Origin of the sequence: Pseudonocardia sp. KRD291 (assembly GCF_019263595.1) — a bacterium.
Lineage (GTDB): Bacteria > Actinomycetota > Actinomycetes > Mycobacteriales > Pseudonocardiaceae > Pseudonocardia.
The window spans coordinates 1-16,401 of the sequence record NZ_JADQDD010000127.1 but is presented as its reverse complement, the minus strand read 5'-3'; the positions used below and the strand labels follow the sequence as shown (position 1 = coordinate 16,401).

Here is a 16,401-nt window from a genome sequence, read left to right as displayed (position 1 = left end):
GGTCACCAGCTCGCCCAGCAGCTCACGGGTGGCCTCGGTGACGGCCGCGACCGCTCGGTCGAACGCCTCGGCGTTGGCCTGCGACGGTTTCGCCGACCCGCTGACCTTGCGGACGTACTGCAGTGCCGCCGCCTGTACCTCGTCGCCGGTGGCCGGCGGCTCGAAGTTGTGCAGCGTCCGGATGTTGCGGCACATCGGGTACTCCCCCTCCATCGACGACCGGGACCCTCGGGCAACGCTATTGCCCGAGGGTCCCGTTCGTGAAGCAGCGAGGCTCAGATGACGTGCATGGCCTCGTTCAGCTCGCCGGCCTTCTGCCGCGCGTTGAGCACGGCCAGGCGGGTGAACCGGTTGTCGAACGCGTCGCGGGTCAGGCCGCGGGAGCGGTACTCGGTGGCGAGCTGGGCCGCGCCGTCCGGGATCGTCCACTGCGCCTCGAAGCCGATCTCCTTGCGGGCCCGGGCGAAGTCGACCCGGTAGGAGCGCGGGTCGTTGCCGGCCTCGCCGGTGATGTTGAGCTCCGAGCCGGGCACGGCCTCGACGACGGCCTGCGCGATCTCGGCGACGGTCCGGTTGTTGCGCTCGGTGCCGACGTTGTAGGCCCGCGCGCGGACCACGTCGGCCGGTGCCGCCAGGGCCGCGACGACGGCGCCCGCGATGTCCTCGGCGTGCGCCAGCGGACGCCACGGCGTGCCGTCGGAGAGGACCTTGACCTCGTTGGCCAGCACCGCGTGCCCGACCAGGTTGTTCAGCACGATGTCCGCGCGCAGCCGCGGCGAGAAGCCGAACGCGGTCGCGTTGCGCATCGAGACCGGGGTGAACCCGGAGTCGGCCAGCTCGGCCAGGTCGTCCTCGACGCGCACCTTGGAGATGGCGTACGGGGTGACCGGCTTGAGCGGGGCGTCCTCGTCGACGAGGTCGTCGCCGGACTGCGCGCCGTAGACCGAGCAGGTGGAGGCGTAGACGAAGCGCGAGACGCCGGCGTCCTTGGACAGCCGGGCCAGGCGCGTCGACGCGTGGTGGTTGATGTCGTAGGTGATCTCCGGCGCCAGCGAGCCCAGCGGGTCGTTGGACAGCGCCGCCATGTGCACGACGGCGTCGTAGCCGGCCAGCTGCTCGACGGTCACGTCGCGCAGGTCCACGCCCCGGCCGTCGACCTCGACGGCGGCGACGTCCGGGTGGTCCAGCGAGCCGAGCACGCAGGAGGCGAACAGCCCGCTGTCCAGCCCGGTCACCTCGTGCCCGGCGGTGGCGAGGATCGGCGCCATCACCGTTCCCAGGTAGCCCTGATGTCCGGTGAGCAGTACCCGCATCGTGGAGGTCCTTCCGTCGATCGTCGTACGTGGGTCGTTCCGCGTGCGGGATGCCGCACGCGGGTCGTTCAGAGTGCGGGCCCGGTGCCCAGGCCACCGGGGTCGCCGCCGGTCAGCGGCGCGGCCCCGAGGGTCATCTTGGCGATGTGGAACGCCTCGGCGTAGCGCGCGTGGCACTGCACCCCGCGCACCCGGGCCAGGCCGCGGAACGTCTCGTCGTCGAACCAGGTGCGGTCGCGCTGCGAGCCGTAGTGCTCGTTCAGCTTCGCGATCTTCTCCCGCAGCACCGGCTCGGCCAGCGGCAGGTACGCGGTGGGCTGGGCCAGGTCGCCCTCCCACTTGAGGATCTCGTAGCCGAGCGTGAGGTGGTCCCGGTAGGCGGTCGGGATCATCTGCGCGAGCGTGCGGTGGTCCTGGTGCGCGTCGTGCGGTGACGGGCCGATCACCAGGTCCGGCTCACCGCGCTGGCGCAGGTCCTCCAGCGCGTGCTTGGCCCGTTCCCAGTGCAGCGGGACCCGGCCGTCGGGCAGGTCCATCACGACCACGTCGAGCTTCGCGCCGGGGCAGAACGCGGCCAGCGCGGCCCGCTCCTCCTCCTCGCGCAGCGACCCGGCACCGGTCAGGACCAGCGCCGTCACCGAGACGCCCGGGTGCGAGCGGCACAGCTCCAGCAGCGTGCCACCGGCCCCGATCGCGATGTCGTCGCAGTGCGCGCCGAACAGCAGCATCCGGTCCAGCCGCTCGGGCAGCAGGCTCAGCATGGTTCTCGTGTCCCCCCACGTAGGCGTGCACTCCCCCGCGCGCACCACCGGACGGCCGGCCTCGAACGGACCGTCCGCGACGCCACGGTCAGCGCGGCAGCTGGTCGCGCTGCATCTCCGCGATCGCGGCCTGCAACGGGTCCCGGTCGGGCTCCTCCCACAGCATCCACGGCCGGGTGCCGCCCTGGTAGGCGGCCTCCAGCGCGTTGCGCTCCTTGACCGTGTCGGCCGGCTGCCAGAACCCGCGGTGCCGGTAGGCCGTCATCCGGCCCTCCTTGGACAGCGGGGCGCAGGCGTCGCCGATCAGGTCGCAGTTCGGCTGCAGGTGGTCGAAGATCTCCGGCCGGAACATCAGGTAGCCGCCGTTCTCCCAGAGCGGCATCTCCTGCAGCGTCGTGATCGAGTCCAGGCGGCCGTCCTCGGTCACGTCGACGCAGTGGAACGCCGACTGCGGCGGGACGGCCATCAGCTGCCCGACCGCGTCGGAGCGCGAGAACTGGGCGACCATCTCGTCGAGCGGGGCGTCGGTGAGGACGTCGGCGTAGTTCGCGTGGAACATCTCCTCGTCCTTGACCAGTGCCTTCACCCGGCGCAGGCGCTCCCCGATCGGCGAGTCCAGACCGGTGTGCACGAACGTGATGTTCCAGTCCTGGATGTCGCCGCCGAGCAGCTCGACCTCGCCCTGGTGCAGCGTGAAGTCGTTGGACTCGGTCTCGTCGTAGTTCAGGAAGTAGTTCTTGATGTGTCGGGCGCCGTAGCCCAGGCACAGCACGAAGTCCTTGTGGCCGAAGTGCGCGTAGTAGCGCATCACGTGCCAGATGAGCGGGCGCGGGCCCACCGGGTGCATCGGCTTGGGCAGGTCGGAGGAACCGTCACGCATCCGCATGCCGTAACCGCCGCAGAACAGGACGACCTTCACGTCAGACCACCTCGAGTGCGGGAATCGGGAACACCAGCTTGCCGCCCCACTCGCGCACGTAGGAGAGCTGCTCGGTGAGCTCGGTGCGCAGGTTCCAGGGCAGGACCAGCACGTAGTCCGGCTTGTCCGCGGCGATCCGCTCCGGCGGGTGGATCGGGATCCGGGTGCCGGGCGTCAGACGCCCGTGCTTGTACGGGTTGCGGTCCACCGTGTACTCCAGCAGGTCCGGGCGGATGCCGCAGTAGTTCAGCAGCGTGTTGCCCTTGCCGGGAGCGCCGTAGCCGACGACCCGCTTGCCCCGGCGACGCGCGTCAATCAGGAACGACATCAGGTCGTCGCGGATCGTGGAGACGGCCTCGGCGAAGCCGTCGTGGCCCTCCGGGGTGTCCAGCCCGGCCGCCGCCTCGGCGGCGAGCACCTCGGCGACCTTCGCCGACGGCTCACCGGCGACCTCGCTCGGGCGGGCCCACATCCGGATCGATCCGCCGTGGGTGTCGAGCAGCTCCACGTCGACCAGGCTCAGCCCGCCGGAGGCGAGCGCCCGCTGGCCGGTCAGCAGCGTGTAGTACTGGAAGTGCTCGTGGTAGATCGTGTCGAACTGGCTGCGCTCGACGAGCGTGTGCAGGTGCTGGATCTCGATCGAGACCCAGCCGTCGTCGGCGACCATCGCGCGCAGGCCCTGGGTGAACCCGACGACGTCCGGGATGTGGGCGTAGACGTTGTTCAGGCAGACCAGGTCCGCCGGACCGTGCTCGGCGCGGACCTTCGCCCCGGTCTCCGGGGACAGGAACGCGGTGAGCGTCGGGACGCCCTTCTCCCGCGCGGCCTCGCCGACGTTGACGCTCGGCTCGACACCCAGGCAGCGGATGTCGCGGGCCACGACGTGCTGGAGCAGGTAGCCGTCGTTGCTGGCCACCTCGACGACGAACGAGTCCGGCCCGAGGCCCGCCCTCTCCACCGCGCCGTCGACGAAGCGCTTCGCGTGCTCGACCCACGAGGTGGAGAACGACGAGAAGTACGCGTACTCGGAGAACGTGTCCTCCGGCGTGATCAGCGCCGGCAGCTGAGCCAGCAGGCACGCGTTGCAGACACGCACGTGCAGCGGGAACGTGTCCTCGCGCTGCTCGGCGGTCTGCGGGGTGAGGAACAGCTCGCACGGGGGCGTGGCGCCCAGGTCGAGGAAACTGCGCAGATCCGTCGACCCGCAGAGCCTGCAGGTCAGGGTCTGGTCGATGGCCCCCGCTGCGGGGGCCTCTGCGGTGGTGGTGGTGGTCGAGCTCCCGGCCGCAGTCATGACGACCTCACGTTCCTGGGTGCGCGCGACAGTTCCGAGATGAGCACGGCATGCAGTCTGTCAACACGACACACCCGGCCGGTCGCCGGGGGTCGAGGTAACCCGTTCGAGGTACCGACGGCGCGCTGACCGGCACTTACCGCCCGTCCTGGACATCCGGTGTCCCGGTCGACCCGCCGTTCGGGAGCGTGCCAGGATGAAGGTCTGTCCGCCGTGGTGTAAAGGCAGCACCTCTGATTTTGGTTCAGATGGTCCAGGTTCGAATCCTGGCGGCGGAGCAGCCCACACACACGACGACCCCACACACGACGACGCCGCGCCGAACGGGTCGGCGCGGCGTCGGATCCGGTACGGCCGGGTCGGGACCGGCCGCAGATTCAGTCCAGGGCGGCGTCGAGCGTGATCTCGACGCCGGTCAGGGCCTTGCTGACCGGGCACCCGGCCTTGGCCGACTGCGCGGCCTTCTCGAAGCCCGCGGCGTCGAGGCCGGAGACCTCACCGCGAACCTTCAGCACGATCCCGGTCAGCTTGAAGCCGCCGTTCGTGTCCGGCCCGAGCGAGACGTCCGCGGAGACCTCGAGCGACTCCGGCGTACCGCCCGCCTCGGCGATGTCGGCGGAGAGCTGCATCGCGAAGCAGGCCGAGTGGGCCGCGGCGATCAGTTCCTCCGGGCTGGTGTTGCCGCCCGCGTCGTCGGCGGCGCGCTTGGGGAAGCTGACCTCGTAGGTGCCGACCTTGCTGCTGCTCAGCTCGACCTGGCCGGAGCCGTCCTGGAGCGTGCCGTTCCAGGCGGTGCGAGCGGTGCGGGTGGGCATGTGTCCTCCTGTGCGGTCGGAGACCGGCGTCGGCGACACCGGGTGCGTCCACCCGTGGTCAACCCGTTGCGGCCCGCCGGTAGTCGACCCCGGCCCCGGCGTGCGCCGAACGGATCGGGCACGGCGACGAACGGGGCCGCCCACCGCGACGCACCCCTCCGGGTCAGCCCCGGACCTCCACGCGGCTGCCCACCTGCAGCGTGTCGTAGAAGGTCTTCGCCGGAGCGGCCTCGAGACGCACGCATCCCGCCGACGGCGTGTGCACGTTGCCCTCGTGGAACGCGATGCCGCCGTGGGCGAAGAACACCGCCCACGGCATCGGGGCGTTGTCGAACTCGGCGCTGCGGTGGTCCTGGTGCTTCCACTCCACGGTGAAGTCGCCGGCCGGGGTCTCGTGCCCCGGCCCGCCCGACGACGCGGGCAGCGGCCCCAGCACGATCTTCCCGTCGGTGATCAGCCACGCCTTCTTCGCGGCCCGGTCCACACACGCCCGCGCCTCGGCGGTGCACGGGGTGCCGGCGACGCCGGGCGCGCCCGAGGCCGGGGCCGGCTTCGCCGACGCCACTCCGGCCACGGCCAGACCCGCCACCGCGACCAGCGCGCCGACCACGAACGCCCGGGAGCGAAGCCCCGTTTGACACCCGAACATCCGTCTCCTTCGTGCCACCTCGACCGAAAGGTCGAACGAGCCGGTGAGCTCGTCGGTTACTGCCGGGATGCCCCCATTCCGATGATCACCCGGACGGTCGTACACACGATCACCGTGCGTTCACGGGGCCGACCCGTCCGGCACCCCGGGGATGCTGTCGCGGCACCCCCGTAGGATCCGGCCCGCACGGACCCGACCGGTCACGCGACGGGTGCGGGCACAGGCAACCGGTACACACAGGCAACCGGTACACGAGGACACGACGTCGCAGTGACACGAGCGGGACAGGCAGGAGTCGACATGCCCGACGGCCACGAGCGCGCGGGGACGACCCCCGACCGCGACGGAACCCCCCCGTCCCCGGACGGCGGGCCCGCGGCCGCGATCGTGCTGGCCGCCGGAGCCGGCTCGCGGATGCGCTCCGCGGTGCCGAAGGTGCTGCACACCATGGGCGGGCGGAGCCTGCTCGGCCACGCCGTGCACGCGGTGGCCGGTCTGGACGCACAGCACCTCGTGGTCGTCGTCGGCCACGAGCGCGAGCAGGTCCGCGCGGCACTGGCCGGGACGGCCGAGGAGCTCGACCACGAGGTGCTCACTGCGGTGCAGGAACAGCGCCTGGGCACCGGGGACGCCGTGCGATGCGGGATGACCGCCCTGCCCGAAGGGCTGCGCGGCACCGTCCTGGTCACCTACGGCGACGTCCCGCTGCTCGACACCCCGACGCTGGCCGCGCTGGTCGAGGTGCACGAGTCCTCCTCGGCCGCGGTCACGCTGGTGACCACCGACCTCGCCGACCCGAACGGGTACGGCCGGATCCTGCGCGACGCCGACAGCGGCGTGCGCGGCATCGTCGAGCACCGCGACGCCACCCCCGAGCAGCGCGCCATCACCGAGATCAACTCCGGGGTCTACGCGTTCGACGCCGAGTTCCTCACCGCCGGGCTGGCCGGGCTGGGGACGCACAACGAGCAGCAGGAGCTCTACCTCACCGACCTGGTCGCGGCCGCCGTCGACGCCGGGCGGGTGGTCCGCACCGTGCGCTGCACCGACGAGTGGCTGCTGCGCGGCGTCAACGACCGCGTGCAGCTCGCCGAGGTGCGCGCCGAGCTCAACCACCGGGTACTGCGGCGCGCGATGCTCGCCGGGGTGACCGTCATCGACCCGGCGACGACCTGGGTGGACGTCCAGGTCTCCCTCGGAGTCGACGTCGTCCTGCACCCGGGCACGCAGCTGCACGGGCACACCCTCGTCGGCGACGGCGCGCAGATCGGCCCGGACACCACGCTGACCGACTGCGAGATCGGCGCCGACGCGGTCGTGATCCGCACCCACGGGTCGCGCTCGGCGATCGGCGCGGGCGCCTCGGTCGGGCCGTTCGCCTACCTGCGACCGGACGCCCGCCTCGGCGCCAAGGGCAAGATCGGCACGTTCGTCGAGGTGAAGAACTCCGACATCGGCGCGGGCACGAAGGTGCCGCACCTGACCTACGTCGGCGACGCCACGATCGGCGAGATGAGCAACATCGGCGCCGCGTCGGTGTTCGTCAACTACGACGGCGTGCGCAAGCAGCGCACGGTCGTCGGCTCGCACGTGCGGACCGGCTCGGACACCATGTTCATCGCGCCGGTCCGGGTCGGCGACGGCGCCTACACCGGCGCCGGGACCGTGCTGCGCGACGACGTCCCACCGGGCGCGCTGGCCGTCTCCGGCGGCCCGCAGCGCACCATCTCCGACTGGGTCGTGCGCAAGCGACCCGGTACCGCGGCGGCCGAGGCCGCACAGCGGGCCACCCCCCATTCCCCGTCCGCGCGCAACGGCGCGGGCGCCGTCCCGACCACCGGCAACGGGGCCGAGCCGCACGGGGACGATCCCGTGCACGGCGCGGCACCGTCCGGCGACACCCGCCGAGGAGGCACGACACGGTGAGCGCGATCTCAGCCACGCCGAAGAAGAACATGATGCTGTTCTCCGGCCGAGCCCATCTGGAGCTGGCCGAGCACGTGGCCAAGGAGCTCGACGTCACCGTCACGCCGCAGTCGGCGTACTCCTTCGCCAACGGCGAGATCTTCGTCCGCTTCGAGGAGTCCGTGCGCGGCAGCGACGCGTTCGTCCTGCAGTCGCACTCCGCTCCGATCAACGACGCACTGATGGAGCACCTGATCATGGTCGACGCGCTCAAGCGCGGGTCGGCCAAGCGGATCACCGTCGTGATGCCGTTCTGGGGCTACGCCCGCCAGGACAAGAAGCACCGCGGCCGCGAGCCCATCTCGGCCCGCCTGATCGCCGACATGTTCAAGGTCGCCGGCGCGGACCGGATCCTCACCGTGGACCTGCACACCGCGCAGATCCAGGGCTTCTTCGACGGCCCGGTGGACCACCTGTTCGCGCTGCCGGTGCTCGCCGACTACATCAAGTCGACCCGGCCGGACACGAACTTCGCGGTCGTCTCCCCGGACTCCGGGCGGGTGCGACTGGCCGAGCGCTGGTCGGAGACCCTCGGCGGGACGCCGCTGGCGTTCATCCACAAGACCCGCGACCCGCGCAAGCCGAACGAGGCCGTGGCGAACCGGGTCGTCGGTGACATCGAGGGCCGCACCTGCGTCGTGATCGACGACATGATCGACACCGGCGGCACGGTGGCCAAGGCCGTCGAGGTGCTGCAGAAGGAGGGCGCGGCCAGCGTGATCGTCGCGGCGACGCACGGCGTGCTCTCCGGCCCGGCCCCGGAACGGCTGGCCAACTGCGGCGCCGACGAGGTGATCTTCACCGACACGCTGCCGATCCCGCAGGAGAAGCGCTTCGCGAACATGACGGTGCTGCCCATCGCGCCGCTGCTGGCCGAGGCCATCCACCAGGTCTTCGAGGACGGTTCGGTCACCAGCCTGTTCGACGGCAACGCGTAACCCCACCCGCGTACGAGAGCCCCGTTCGTCCGGCCGACCCGGACGAACGGGGCTTTCGTGCATTCCGGCAAGGGGTGCGTCCCACCTGGGGATGGGGGTTCGGGAAGTGGGACCACCCGCGACCGGCCGCCCGGATGCCCCCGCGTACTCTGGTCGTCACTTCCGCGGCGAGGGCGGGTGCAACGCGGACCCGCCGTGATCGACGTGGGCCGACTCCGGTCGGCTCCTCGTCTCGCTGCGCGTTCGTCGCAGACTTCCAAGAATGACTGAGGAGCAGTTCCCGTGGCCCAGACCCGTATCGCCGCCGAGACCCGGACCGAGTTCGGCAAGGGCGCCGCCCGTCGCACCCGCCGCGCGGGCAAGATCCCCGCCGTCCTCTACGGGCACGGCACCGACCCGCAGCACCTCTCGCTGCCGTCGCTGGAGTTCGCCGCCGTCGTCCGCGACCAGGGCCGTAACGCCGTGCTCGAGCTCGACGTGCCGGGCGTGTCCGGCCCGGCGCAGCTCGCGCTGACCAAGACCGTGGTCGTGCACCCGCTGCGCCCCTACATCGAGCACGTCGACCTGCTGGTCATCAAGCGCGGCGAGAAGGTCGAGGTCGAGCTCGACGTCATCGTCACCGGCGACGCCGAGCCGGGCTCGCTGATCAGCCAGGACCTCAACACCGTCCTGGTCGAGGCGGACGTGCTCAACATCCCGGAGAACATCGAGGTCTCCGTCGAGGGCGCCGAGATCGGCACCCAGTACATGGCCGGCGAGCTGCGGCTGCCCGGCGGCGTCGAGCTGCGCACCGACCCGGAGTACCTGGTCCTGCAGGTCATCGCGGCGCCGACCGAGGAAGAGCTCGAGGCCGAGATCGATACCGAGGGTGCGGGCGTCGTCGAGGACGCCTCCGACGAGGAGGAGGCCGCCGAGGCGGCCGAGGCCGCGACGGGCGAGTCCGCCGACGCGTCGTCCTCCGAGGGCTCCGGTTCCTCGGACGACGAGTCCGGCTCCTCCGAGAGCTGATGACCATGGTTGCCGGCCCCGCGCTGGTCGTCGGGCTCGGCAACCCCGGTCCCGAGTACGCCGAGACCCGGCACAACGTCGGCTTCGCGGTCGCCGAGCTCCTGGCGACGCGGGCCGGCGCCCGGTTCTCCTCGCACAAGCGCTCGAACTCCGACGTGGCGCAGGGACGGCTGGTCGGCCGCCCGGTGACGCTGGCCAAGCCGCGGACGTACATGAACGTCTCCGGCGGGCCGGTGGCCGGGCTGGTCAACTACTTCTCGGTGCCGGCCGAGGAGGTCGTGGTCGTGCACGACGACCTGGACCTCGCCTTCGGCGTGATCCGGCTCAAGCGCGGCGGCGGCGAGGGCGGGCACAACGGCCTGCGCTCGATCAGCCGCTCGCTCGGGACGAAGGACTACCTGCGGGTCCGGTTCGGCATCGGCCGACCGCCGGGCCGGCAGGACCCGGCGGACTACGTGCTCAAGCGCTTCGCAGGCGCCGAACGCAAGGAGCTGGAGTTCGCGGTCGACCTGGCCGCCGACGCCGCGGAAGCGCTCCTGCAGGACGGTCTGGAACCAGCCCAGAACCGCTTCCACGCCCTATCCGGCTGACACCCCGCCACCACCCGGCGGCGGGGTCGGCGGCTCAGGGGGTCGTCAGGAGGTCGCCGGTGGCGGCGCGACGGAGCTTGCCCGACGGGGTCTTCGGCAGGCTGCCGGGCGCGAGGACGGCGACCTCGGCGGGGCGCACCCCGACCGCGGACACCACCCGGGACACGACCTCGGCGCGGATCTTCTTCACGACGTCGGCGTTCTCCGACTCCCGGGCCTCGACCGCGACCGCGAACGACTCGCGGTGCCGGTCCGGGCCCGCGGCCAGGCGGACGGCGACGACGTTGCCGGCCCGCACCCCGTCGGCCTCGCCCGCCGCGCGCTCGATGTCGGTCGGGTAGATGTTGCGCCCACCCATGATGATCACGTCCTTGCGACGGCCGCAGACGACGACGGCGCCGGCCTCGGTCAGGTAGCCCTCGTCGCCGGTGTCGAACCAGCCGTCGGCGTCGCGGGTGGCGACCGGCCCGTCGACGGTCAGGTAGCCGGGTGTGACGGCCTCGCCGCGCAGCTGGAGCACCCCGACCCCCCGCGTCCCGCGTACCGCGCCCTCGCCGTCGACGACCCGGACCTCGATCCCGGGCAACGGCGGGCCGAGCTCCGGGAAGCCGCGCGACGGCCCGTCGGTCGCGGGGGTGGCGCTGCGGTGCAGCTCCAGGGCCTCGGCGTCGACGACGTCGGTGCTCAGGCCGGTCTCCACCGGTGCGAACGACACCCCGAGCGCGGTCTCGGCCATGCCGTAGGCGCACAGCACCGACTCCGGACGCAGACCGAAGCGCGCGCCCGCGTCGGTGAACGCGGTGACCGCCACCGGGTCGATCGGCTCGGCGCCGTTGAGCGCGATCCGCAGCGACGACAGGTCCAGCTCGCCGTCGTCGACGCGGGCGAGCTGGCGGGCCAGCACGGCGTAGGCGAAGTTCGGGGCGGCGGTGACGGTGCCGGAGTACTTGCTGATCAGCTCCGCCCACAGCCGCGGGCGGCCGAGGAACTCGGTCGGGGTGACCGAGACCAGGTCCAGCCCGACCGTCATCGGGACGGTCAGGAACCCGACCATCCCCATGTCGTGGAACAGCGGCAGCCAGGACACCATCCGGTCCCGCTCGATGTCGAGCTTCGCGGCCTCGACCATCCCGGCGATGTTGGCGTGCAGGTTGGCGTGGGTGATCCGGACGGCCTTCGGGGTCGCGGTGGACCCGCTGGTCAGCTGCAGCAGCGCCGTGTCGTCCTCGCCGGCGACGGCGGCGTCGGGGGTGAACGCGTCCGGGTCGCCCCCGAGCGAGTCGATCGTGCGGAACGCGACGCCCTTCTCCGCCAGCACCGGTGCGAGCGCGTCGAACGGCGGACCGAGCAGCACCATCCGCGCATCGATCATGCGCAGCACCTCGATCGTGTCCACCGCCCAGACGGCCAGGTCGGTGCGCGGGGTGGGCTGGTGCAGCATCGTGACGCTGCCGCCGCAGAGCCACACCGCCTGCGCGACCGGCGCGATCGCGGCCGGCTCACCGGCCAGCACGCCCACCGCGCCACCGGGGGCCAGCCCCTCCACACCGTCGCCGCCGCGGCGCAGCGCGTCCGCCCGGCCGCGGGCGACCCGGTGGATCTCGGCCCAGGAACGGTGCAGGGGCTCGTGCGGCTCGCCGGTGGTCATGCCCCGGCTGCTCCGGTCCCCCTCCGGTGCGTCGCCGCGGCGCGCCCCGCCGGCCGGTGGGGCGGTCGCCGGGCCGGACCCGGCCGCGGACTCCAGCATCATTGCCAGGAAGCGGGACATGCTTCGCAGCCTAGCGACGCACCCACCTCCCCCGCCGCGAAAACGGACAGATCGACTCCCCGGGTCACCTCGCAGACCTCCGGGTGTCCTCGCACAGGTTCGGACCTGTGCGAGGACACCGCAGCCTGTGCGAGGTGGGGGTGCGGCCTCGCCGGTCCGTGTTCGCCGTCTGCCCGCCGTCGGTGTGCCGGGGCGAGGTCACCGGGCGGGCGTAGCATCCGTCGGCGTGTCCCAGCCGTCACAGCCGCAGACGCCGTCCGCCCCGCCCGCAGCCCTCGCCGACGCCGTCACGCGCGTCCTGCCCGGGGCCCGCGCCGACCTCGAGTCGCTGGTGCGCATCCCCAGCATCTGGGCCGACCCGGCGCACGCCGAGGACACCCGGCGCAGCGCCGACGCCGTCGCCGCGCTGGCCCGCGACGCCGGCGCGGAGTCGGTGCAGGTCCTGTCCGCGAACGGGGGCGCACCGGCCGTCGTCGCGCACTGGCCGGCCCCGCCCGGGATGCCCGCCGTGATGCTCTACGCCCACCACGACGTGCAGCCGACCGGCGGCGACGAGAACTGGACGTCGGCGCCGTTCGAGCCGACCGAGCGCGACGGGCGCCTCTACGGCCGCGGCGCCGCCGACGACAAGGCCGGCGTGATGACCCACCTGGCCGTGCTCCGGGCCTACGACGGGAAGCCGCCGGTCGGGGTCACGCTGTTCATCGAGGGCGAGGAGGAGTCCGGGTCGCCGACACTGACCGCGTTGCTGGCCGAGCACCACGAACTGCTCGCCGCGGACGTCATCGTGATCGCCGACGCCGGCAACCCCTCGGTCGACGTCCCGGCGCTGACCACCACGCTGCGCGGGCTCGTCGACGTCGTCGTGGAGGTGTCGATGCTCGAGAGCCCCGTGCACTCCGGGATCTACGGCGGGCCGGTCGGCGACGCCCTCACCGCGCTGTGCCGCACGCTGGCCTCGCTGCACGACGACAAGGGCGAGGTCGCCGTGCCCGGCCTGAGCACCGCCGTCTCGGACGCACCGGACTTCGACGAGGCCACGTTCCGCGCCGACGTCGGGTTGCTCGACGGCGTCGAGCTGATCGGCACCGGGACGATCCCGGAGCGGGTCACCCACAAGCCGGCGATCGCGGTGCTGGGCATCGACGCGCCGCGGGTCGAGGAGTCGTCGAACGTCCTGCTCCCGCGCGCCCGGGCGATGGTCAGCATGCGGCTCGCGCCCGGCGAGGACGCGAAGGCCGCCCAGCGCGCCCTGGCCGAGCACCTCGAGGCGCACGTCCCGTGGGGCGCGCACGTCACGACGTCGTCCGGCGCCGGGATCGCGGAGCCGTTCAGCCTGGAGGCCACCGGACCGGTCTACGACGCCGCACGCCGGGCCTTCTCCTCGGCCTACGGCGCCCCGAGCGTCGAGATGGGGATCGGTGGCTCGATCCCGTTCATCGCCGAGTTCGCGCGGACGTTCCCGGGCGCTGCGGTGCTGGTCACCGGCGTCGGCGACCCGGCCAGCCGCTGGCACGGCATCGACGAGAGCCTGCACCTGGGAATGTTCGGCCGCGGGGTGCTGGGCGAGGCACTGCTGCTGGCGCACCTCGCCGGGTGAGCACGCCCGCACCCGGTCAGGCGATGACCTGCACCGGGTCACCGGGCTGCAGGGCCTCGTAGAAGGCGGCCGCCGCGGAGGGGCCGAGGTGGATGCAGCCGTTCGACGTCCGCGCCGCGTCACCGGCGTGGAACGCGATACCCGGCGCGAAGAACACCGAGTGCGGCATCGGCGCGTTGTCGAACTGGCGGCTGCGGTGGTCGGCGTCCTTCCAGAGCACACCGAACGTGCCGACCGGGGTCGCCGAGTCGTCGCGCCCACCGCGGGCCGGGACCGGTCCGCGGGTGAGGTGCCCGGCACCGTCGGTCAGCCAGGCCCGCTTCGCGGACAGGTCGACGCACGCCTTCGCCGTCACCGCGCACGGGGTCGGTGACGCCGGTGCCGGCGCCGGGGCGGCCGGTGCGGCCGTGGCCATGCCGGCGGATCCGAGTGCGGTCACGCCCGCGGTCAGCGCGGCGCTGCCCAGCAGCGCGAGGCGGCGGGTGAGGGTCACGGGTGGTGCTCCCTTGCGGAACGGGGTTCGTCGGGCCGGTCGGCCCGCGCGGGGTCGGGTGCGGGCGGCGCGGTGCGCCGGATCCGCTTCCGAGCGGTTACCCGTCACCCGTCGGGGCCACACGGCGAGGGTGTGGCACCACCGGCGTCGTCGCAGCTCAGCGGCCCGCATCGGCGTTTCCGGACCGGAAGGACCGCCGTGGTCGGCGTGGTTGCACCCGGCCGGGGTATGGCGCCGCCGCAGACGGGGTAGTCCGTCGTCGTGAAGTTCGGAGTAGCGACATTCGTGACCGACGAGGGAATTCGACCGGCCCCGCTGGGCCGTGCGCTGGAGGAGCGGGGCTTCGACTCGGTGTTCCTGGCCGAGCACTCGCACATCCCGGCCAGCCGGGAGAGCCCGTACCCGGGTGGCGGTGATCTGCCGCGGGTCTACTACCGGACGCTCGACCCGTTCGTGGCGCTCACCGAGATGGGCGCCGTGACCGAGAACCTTCTGCTGGGCACCGGTATCGCGTTGCTCCCGCAGCGCGATGTGATCCACACCGCGAAGCAGGTCGCCAGCCTGGACCTGCTCTCGAACGGCCGGATGCAGTTCGGGGTCGGCGTCGGCTGGAACCGCGAGGAGATGCGCGACCACGGCGTGGATCCGCGCAAGCGTGGCCCGCTGATGACCGAGCAGCTCGGCGCGCTCAAGGAGCTGTGGACCGAGGACGAGGCCGAGTTCCACGGCGAGCACGTGGACTTCGGCCCGACGTTCTGCTGGCCGAAGCCCGTGCAGGACCCGCACCCGCCGATCTACCTCGGCGGCGAGAGCGAGGCGGCGCTGAACCGGCTGGCCACGCACGGCGACGCGTGGCTCCCCCGCGCCCACACCCCGGTCGACGAGATCCACCGGGTCCGGTCCTGGCTCGCCGACCAGGGCCGCACCGACGTGCCGTTCACCGTGTTCGGGCTGGGCACCGACCAGGACGCGATCCGTGCCTACGCCGACGCCGGGGTCGAGCGCGTGACGTTCATGCTGGGCACGCTGCCCGAGGACGAGACGCTCTCCGCCCTCGACGACCTCGCCGAGGCCGCGGCCAAGGCCGGCTGACGACCCTCCGGCGCCACCCGGGCCGCGAGGGGAGGAACCGGCTCGGCAGCCGGGCCCGGCCGGTGCAGAATGGCGCCGTGCAGATCGGGGTGCTCGGTGCGGTGACCGCGTACCGCACCGACGGCGCCCGCAGCGACGACGGCACCCGGGCCGAGCTGGCCCCGGCCGGTCCGCGGCTGCGTGGCCTGCTCGCCCGGCTGGCCCTCGACCCGGGCCACCCCGTCGGCACCTCGGTACTGGTCGACGCGTTGTGGGGCGGCCAGCCGCCGGACGGCGTGGGCAACGCCCTGCAGGCACTGGTGTCGCGGCTGCGCCGGGCACTGGGCACCGACCTGGTCCGGACCGCGCCCGGCGGCTACCGGCTCGCCGTCGCCCCCGACGACGTCGACGCGCTGCGCTTCGCCACCCTGCGCCGCGCCGCCGCCGACGAGCCCGACCCGCGACGGGCGTGCGAGCTGCTGCACGACGCGCTGGGCCTCTGGCGCGGCCTCGCGCTCGCCGATGTCCGCGACGTGCCGTTCGCCGAGGCCGCCGCCGCCCGCCTGGCCGGCACCCGCGCCGACGCCGTCGAGCAGCTGGCCGCCCGCGGGCGCGACGCCGGCGACCCGGCCACCGGGCGCGACGCGCTCAGAGCGCTGCTCGACGAGCAGCCGCTGCGGGAGAGCGCGGCCGTGGCCCTGGCGTGGAGCCTGCTCGCCGGCGGCCGTCAGGCGGATGCGCTCGACGTGCTGGACCGCACCCGCGACGCGCTGGCCGAGTCCCTCGGGATGGACCCCGGCCCGGACCTGGCCCGGACCCGGACGGCCGTCCTGCGCGGCGAGTACGAGGTGGCGCCGCGGGCCCCGGCACCGGCCGCCGCGACGAACGGGCACCGGACCTCGTCGGCGTCCGCCCTCGTCCGGCCTGCCGTCCCGGCGCCCGCGGCACCGGCTCCGGGCGCGGCCCCCACCGCCGGACGCAACGGTTCCCCTCCGGCGGCAGGCCCGTCGTGGCCCGGCGCCCCGCCCCGGCGCGGCCCCGCGCTGACCACGTTCGTCGGGCGCGACGACGACGTCGCACGCGTGCGCGAGCTGCTCGCCGGCTCCCGGCTGGTCACCGTGACCGGCCCGGGCGGGGCGGGCAAGACCCGGCTGAGCGCGGAGGTGACCGGGCCGATGCGGGGCGTCGTCGCGGTCGCGGAGCTGGCCCCGCTCACC

General features: G+C 73.2%; 16 protein-coding genes and 1 tRNA gene. 8 read left to right on the top strand and 9 right to left on the bottom strand.

Going from position 1 to position 16,401, the window contains the following annotated elements; genetic code table 11:
• The 5 genes from I4I78_RS18150 to I4I78_RS18130 all read right to left on the bottom strand — a co-directional run.
• Nucleotides 1-195, bottom strand: a 195-nt coding sequence (locus I4I78_RS18150) for a DUF2277 domain-containing protein (RefSeq protein ID WP_218612539.1), incomplete at its 3' end; no start/stop codon positions are given.
• 80 nt (nucleotides 196-275) lie between these two features.
• Nucleotides 276-1,313, bottom strand: a complete 1,038-nt coding sequence (locus tag I4I78_RS18145; protein WP_218612537.1) for an NAD(P)-dependent oxidoreductase — start codon at nucleotides 1,311-1,313, stop codon at nucleotides 276-278.
• A 68-nt stretch (nucleotides 1,314-1,381) separates the two neighbouring features.
• The gene (locus I4I78_RS18140) at nucleotides 1,382-2,074 is read right to left on the bottom strand and encodes a PIG-L deacetylase family protein (RefSeq protein WP_218612536.1); all 693 of its coding nucleotides are present in this window, start codon (nucleotides 2,072-2,074) and stop codon (nucleotides 1,382-1,384) included.
• Between the two features lie 88 nt (nucleotides 2,075-2,162).
• Nucleotides 2,163-2,993 (bottom strand): sugar phosphate nucleotidyltransferase, encoded by an 831-nt coding sequence (locus I4I78_RS18135; RefSeq protein ID WP_218612535.1) that lies wholly within the window; start codon nucleotides 2,991-2,993, stop codon nucleotides 2,163-2,165.
• Between the two features lies 1 nt (nucleotide 2,994).
• Complete coding sequence (locus I4I78_RS18130) at nucleotides 2,995-4,287, bottom strand: class I SAM-dependent methyltransferase (protein ID WP_218612534.1); 1,293 nt, start codon at nucleotides 4,285-4,287, stop codon at nucleotides 2,995-2,997.
• A gap of 207 nt (nucleotides 4,288-4,494) precedes the next feature.
• Between I4I78_RS18130 and I4I78_RS18125 the strand changes: the two genes are divergently transcribed.
• Nucleotides 4,495-4,565, top strand: a tRNA-Gln gene (locus tag I4I78_RS18125).
• Between the two features lie 99 nt (nucleotides 4,566-4,664).
• Here the strand turns inward: I4I78_RS18125 and I4I78_RS18120 are convergent.
• Entirely contained in the window at nucleotides 4,665-5,102 is a 438-nt protein-coding gene (locus I4I78_RS18120) for an OsmC family protein (RefSeq protein ID WP_218612533.1), read from the bottom strand.
• A gap of 163 nt (nucleotides 5,103-5,265) precedes the next feature.
• Complete coding sequence (locus I4I78_RS18115; RefSeq protein ID WP_218612532.1) at nucleotides 5,266-5,751, bottom strand: L,D-transpeptidase; 486 nt, start codon at nucleotides 5,749-5,751, stop codon at nucleotides 5,266-5,268.
• A gap of 300 nt (nucleotides 5,752-6,051) precedes the next feature.
• On the opposite strand from I4I78_RS18115, the gene glmU reads away from it, so the two are divergent.
• From glmU to pth, 4 genes are all read left to right on the top strand, one after another.
• Nucleotides 6,052-7,677 carry a bifunctional UDP-N-acetylglucosamine diphosphorylase/glucosamine-1-phosphate N-acetyltransferase GlmU gene (glmU, locus tag I4I78_RS18110; protein ID WP_218612531.1) on the top strand — a complete coding sequence of 542 codons (1,626 nt, stop codon included), beginning with the start codon at nucleotides 6,052-6,054 and terminating at the stop codon, nucleotides 7,675-7,677.
• A complete protein-coding gene (locus tag I4I78_RS18105; protein ID WP_218612530.1) occupies nucleotides 7,674-8,654 on the top strand; it encodes a ribose-phosphate diphosphokinase in 981 nt (326 codons plus the stop codon). The genes glmU and I4I78_RS18105 overlap by 4 nt, the downstream gene beginning before the upstream one ends.
• A gap of 282 nt (nucleotides 8,655-8,936) precedes the next feature.
• Nucleotides 8,937-9,662, top strand: a complete 726-nt coding sequence (locus I4I78_RS18100; protein ID WP_218612529.1) for a 50S ribosomal protein L25/general stress protein Ctc — start codon at nucleotides 8,937-8,939, stop codon at nucleotides 9,660-9,662.
• A complete protein-coding gene (pth, locus tag I4I78_RS18095) occupies nucleotides 9,662-10,252 on the top strand; it encodes an aminoacyl-tRNA hydrolase (protein WP_218612528.1) in 591 nt (196 codons plus the stop codon). The genes I4I78_RS18100 and pth overlap by 1 nt, the downstream gene beginning before the upstream one ends.
• A 34-nt stretch (nucleotides 10,253-10,286) precedes the next feature.
• Here the strand turns inward: pth and I4I78_RS18090 are convergent, their stop codons facing one another.
• Complete coding sequence (locus I4I78_RS18090) at nucleotides 10,287-12,020, bottom strand: fatty acyl-AMP ligase (protein ID WP_218612527.1); 1,734 nt, start codon at nucleotides 12,018-12,020, stop codon at nucleotides 10,287-10,289.
• A 226-nt stretch (nucleotides 12,021-12,246) separates the two neighbouring features.
• Here I4I78_RS18090 and I4I78_RS18085 point away from each other — a divergent pair, with 226 nt between their 5' ends.
• Nucleotides 12,247-13,620 (top strand): dipeptidase, encoded by a 1,374-nt coding sequence (locus I4I78_RS18085; RefSeq protein WP_218612526.1) that lies wholly within the window; start codon nucleotides 12,247-12,249, stop codon nucleotides 13,618-13,620.
• Nucleotides 13,621-13,636: 16 nt separating this feature from the next.
• On the opposite strand, the gene I4I78_RS18080 is transcribed toward I4I78_RS18085, so the two are convergent.
• A complete protein-coding gene (locus I4I78_RS18080; RefSeq protein WP_308252199.1) occupies nucleotides 13,637-14,113 on the bottom strand; it encodes a L,D-transpeptidase in 477 nt (158 codons plus the stop codon).
• 261 nt (nucleotides 14,114-14,374) lie between these two features.
• Here I4I78_RS18080 and I4I78_RS18075 point away from each other — a divergent pair, with 261 nt between their 5' ends.
• Together I4I78_RS18075 and I4I78_RS18070 are read left to right on the top strand one after the other, a co-directional pair.
• Nucleotides 14,375-15,205, top strand: a complete 831-nt coding sequence (locus I4I78_RS18075) for an LLM class F420-dependent oxidoreductase (protein ID WP_218612525.1) — start codon at nucleotides 14,375-14,377, stop codon at nucleotides 15,203-15,205.
• Nucleotides 15,206-15,282: 77 nt separating this feature from the next.
• A partial coding sequence (locus I4I78_RS18070; protein WP_218612524.1) for an AfsR/SARP family transcriptional regulator occupies nucleotides 15,283-16,401 on the top strand: 1,119 nt, incomplete at its 3' end.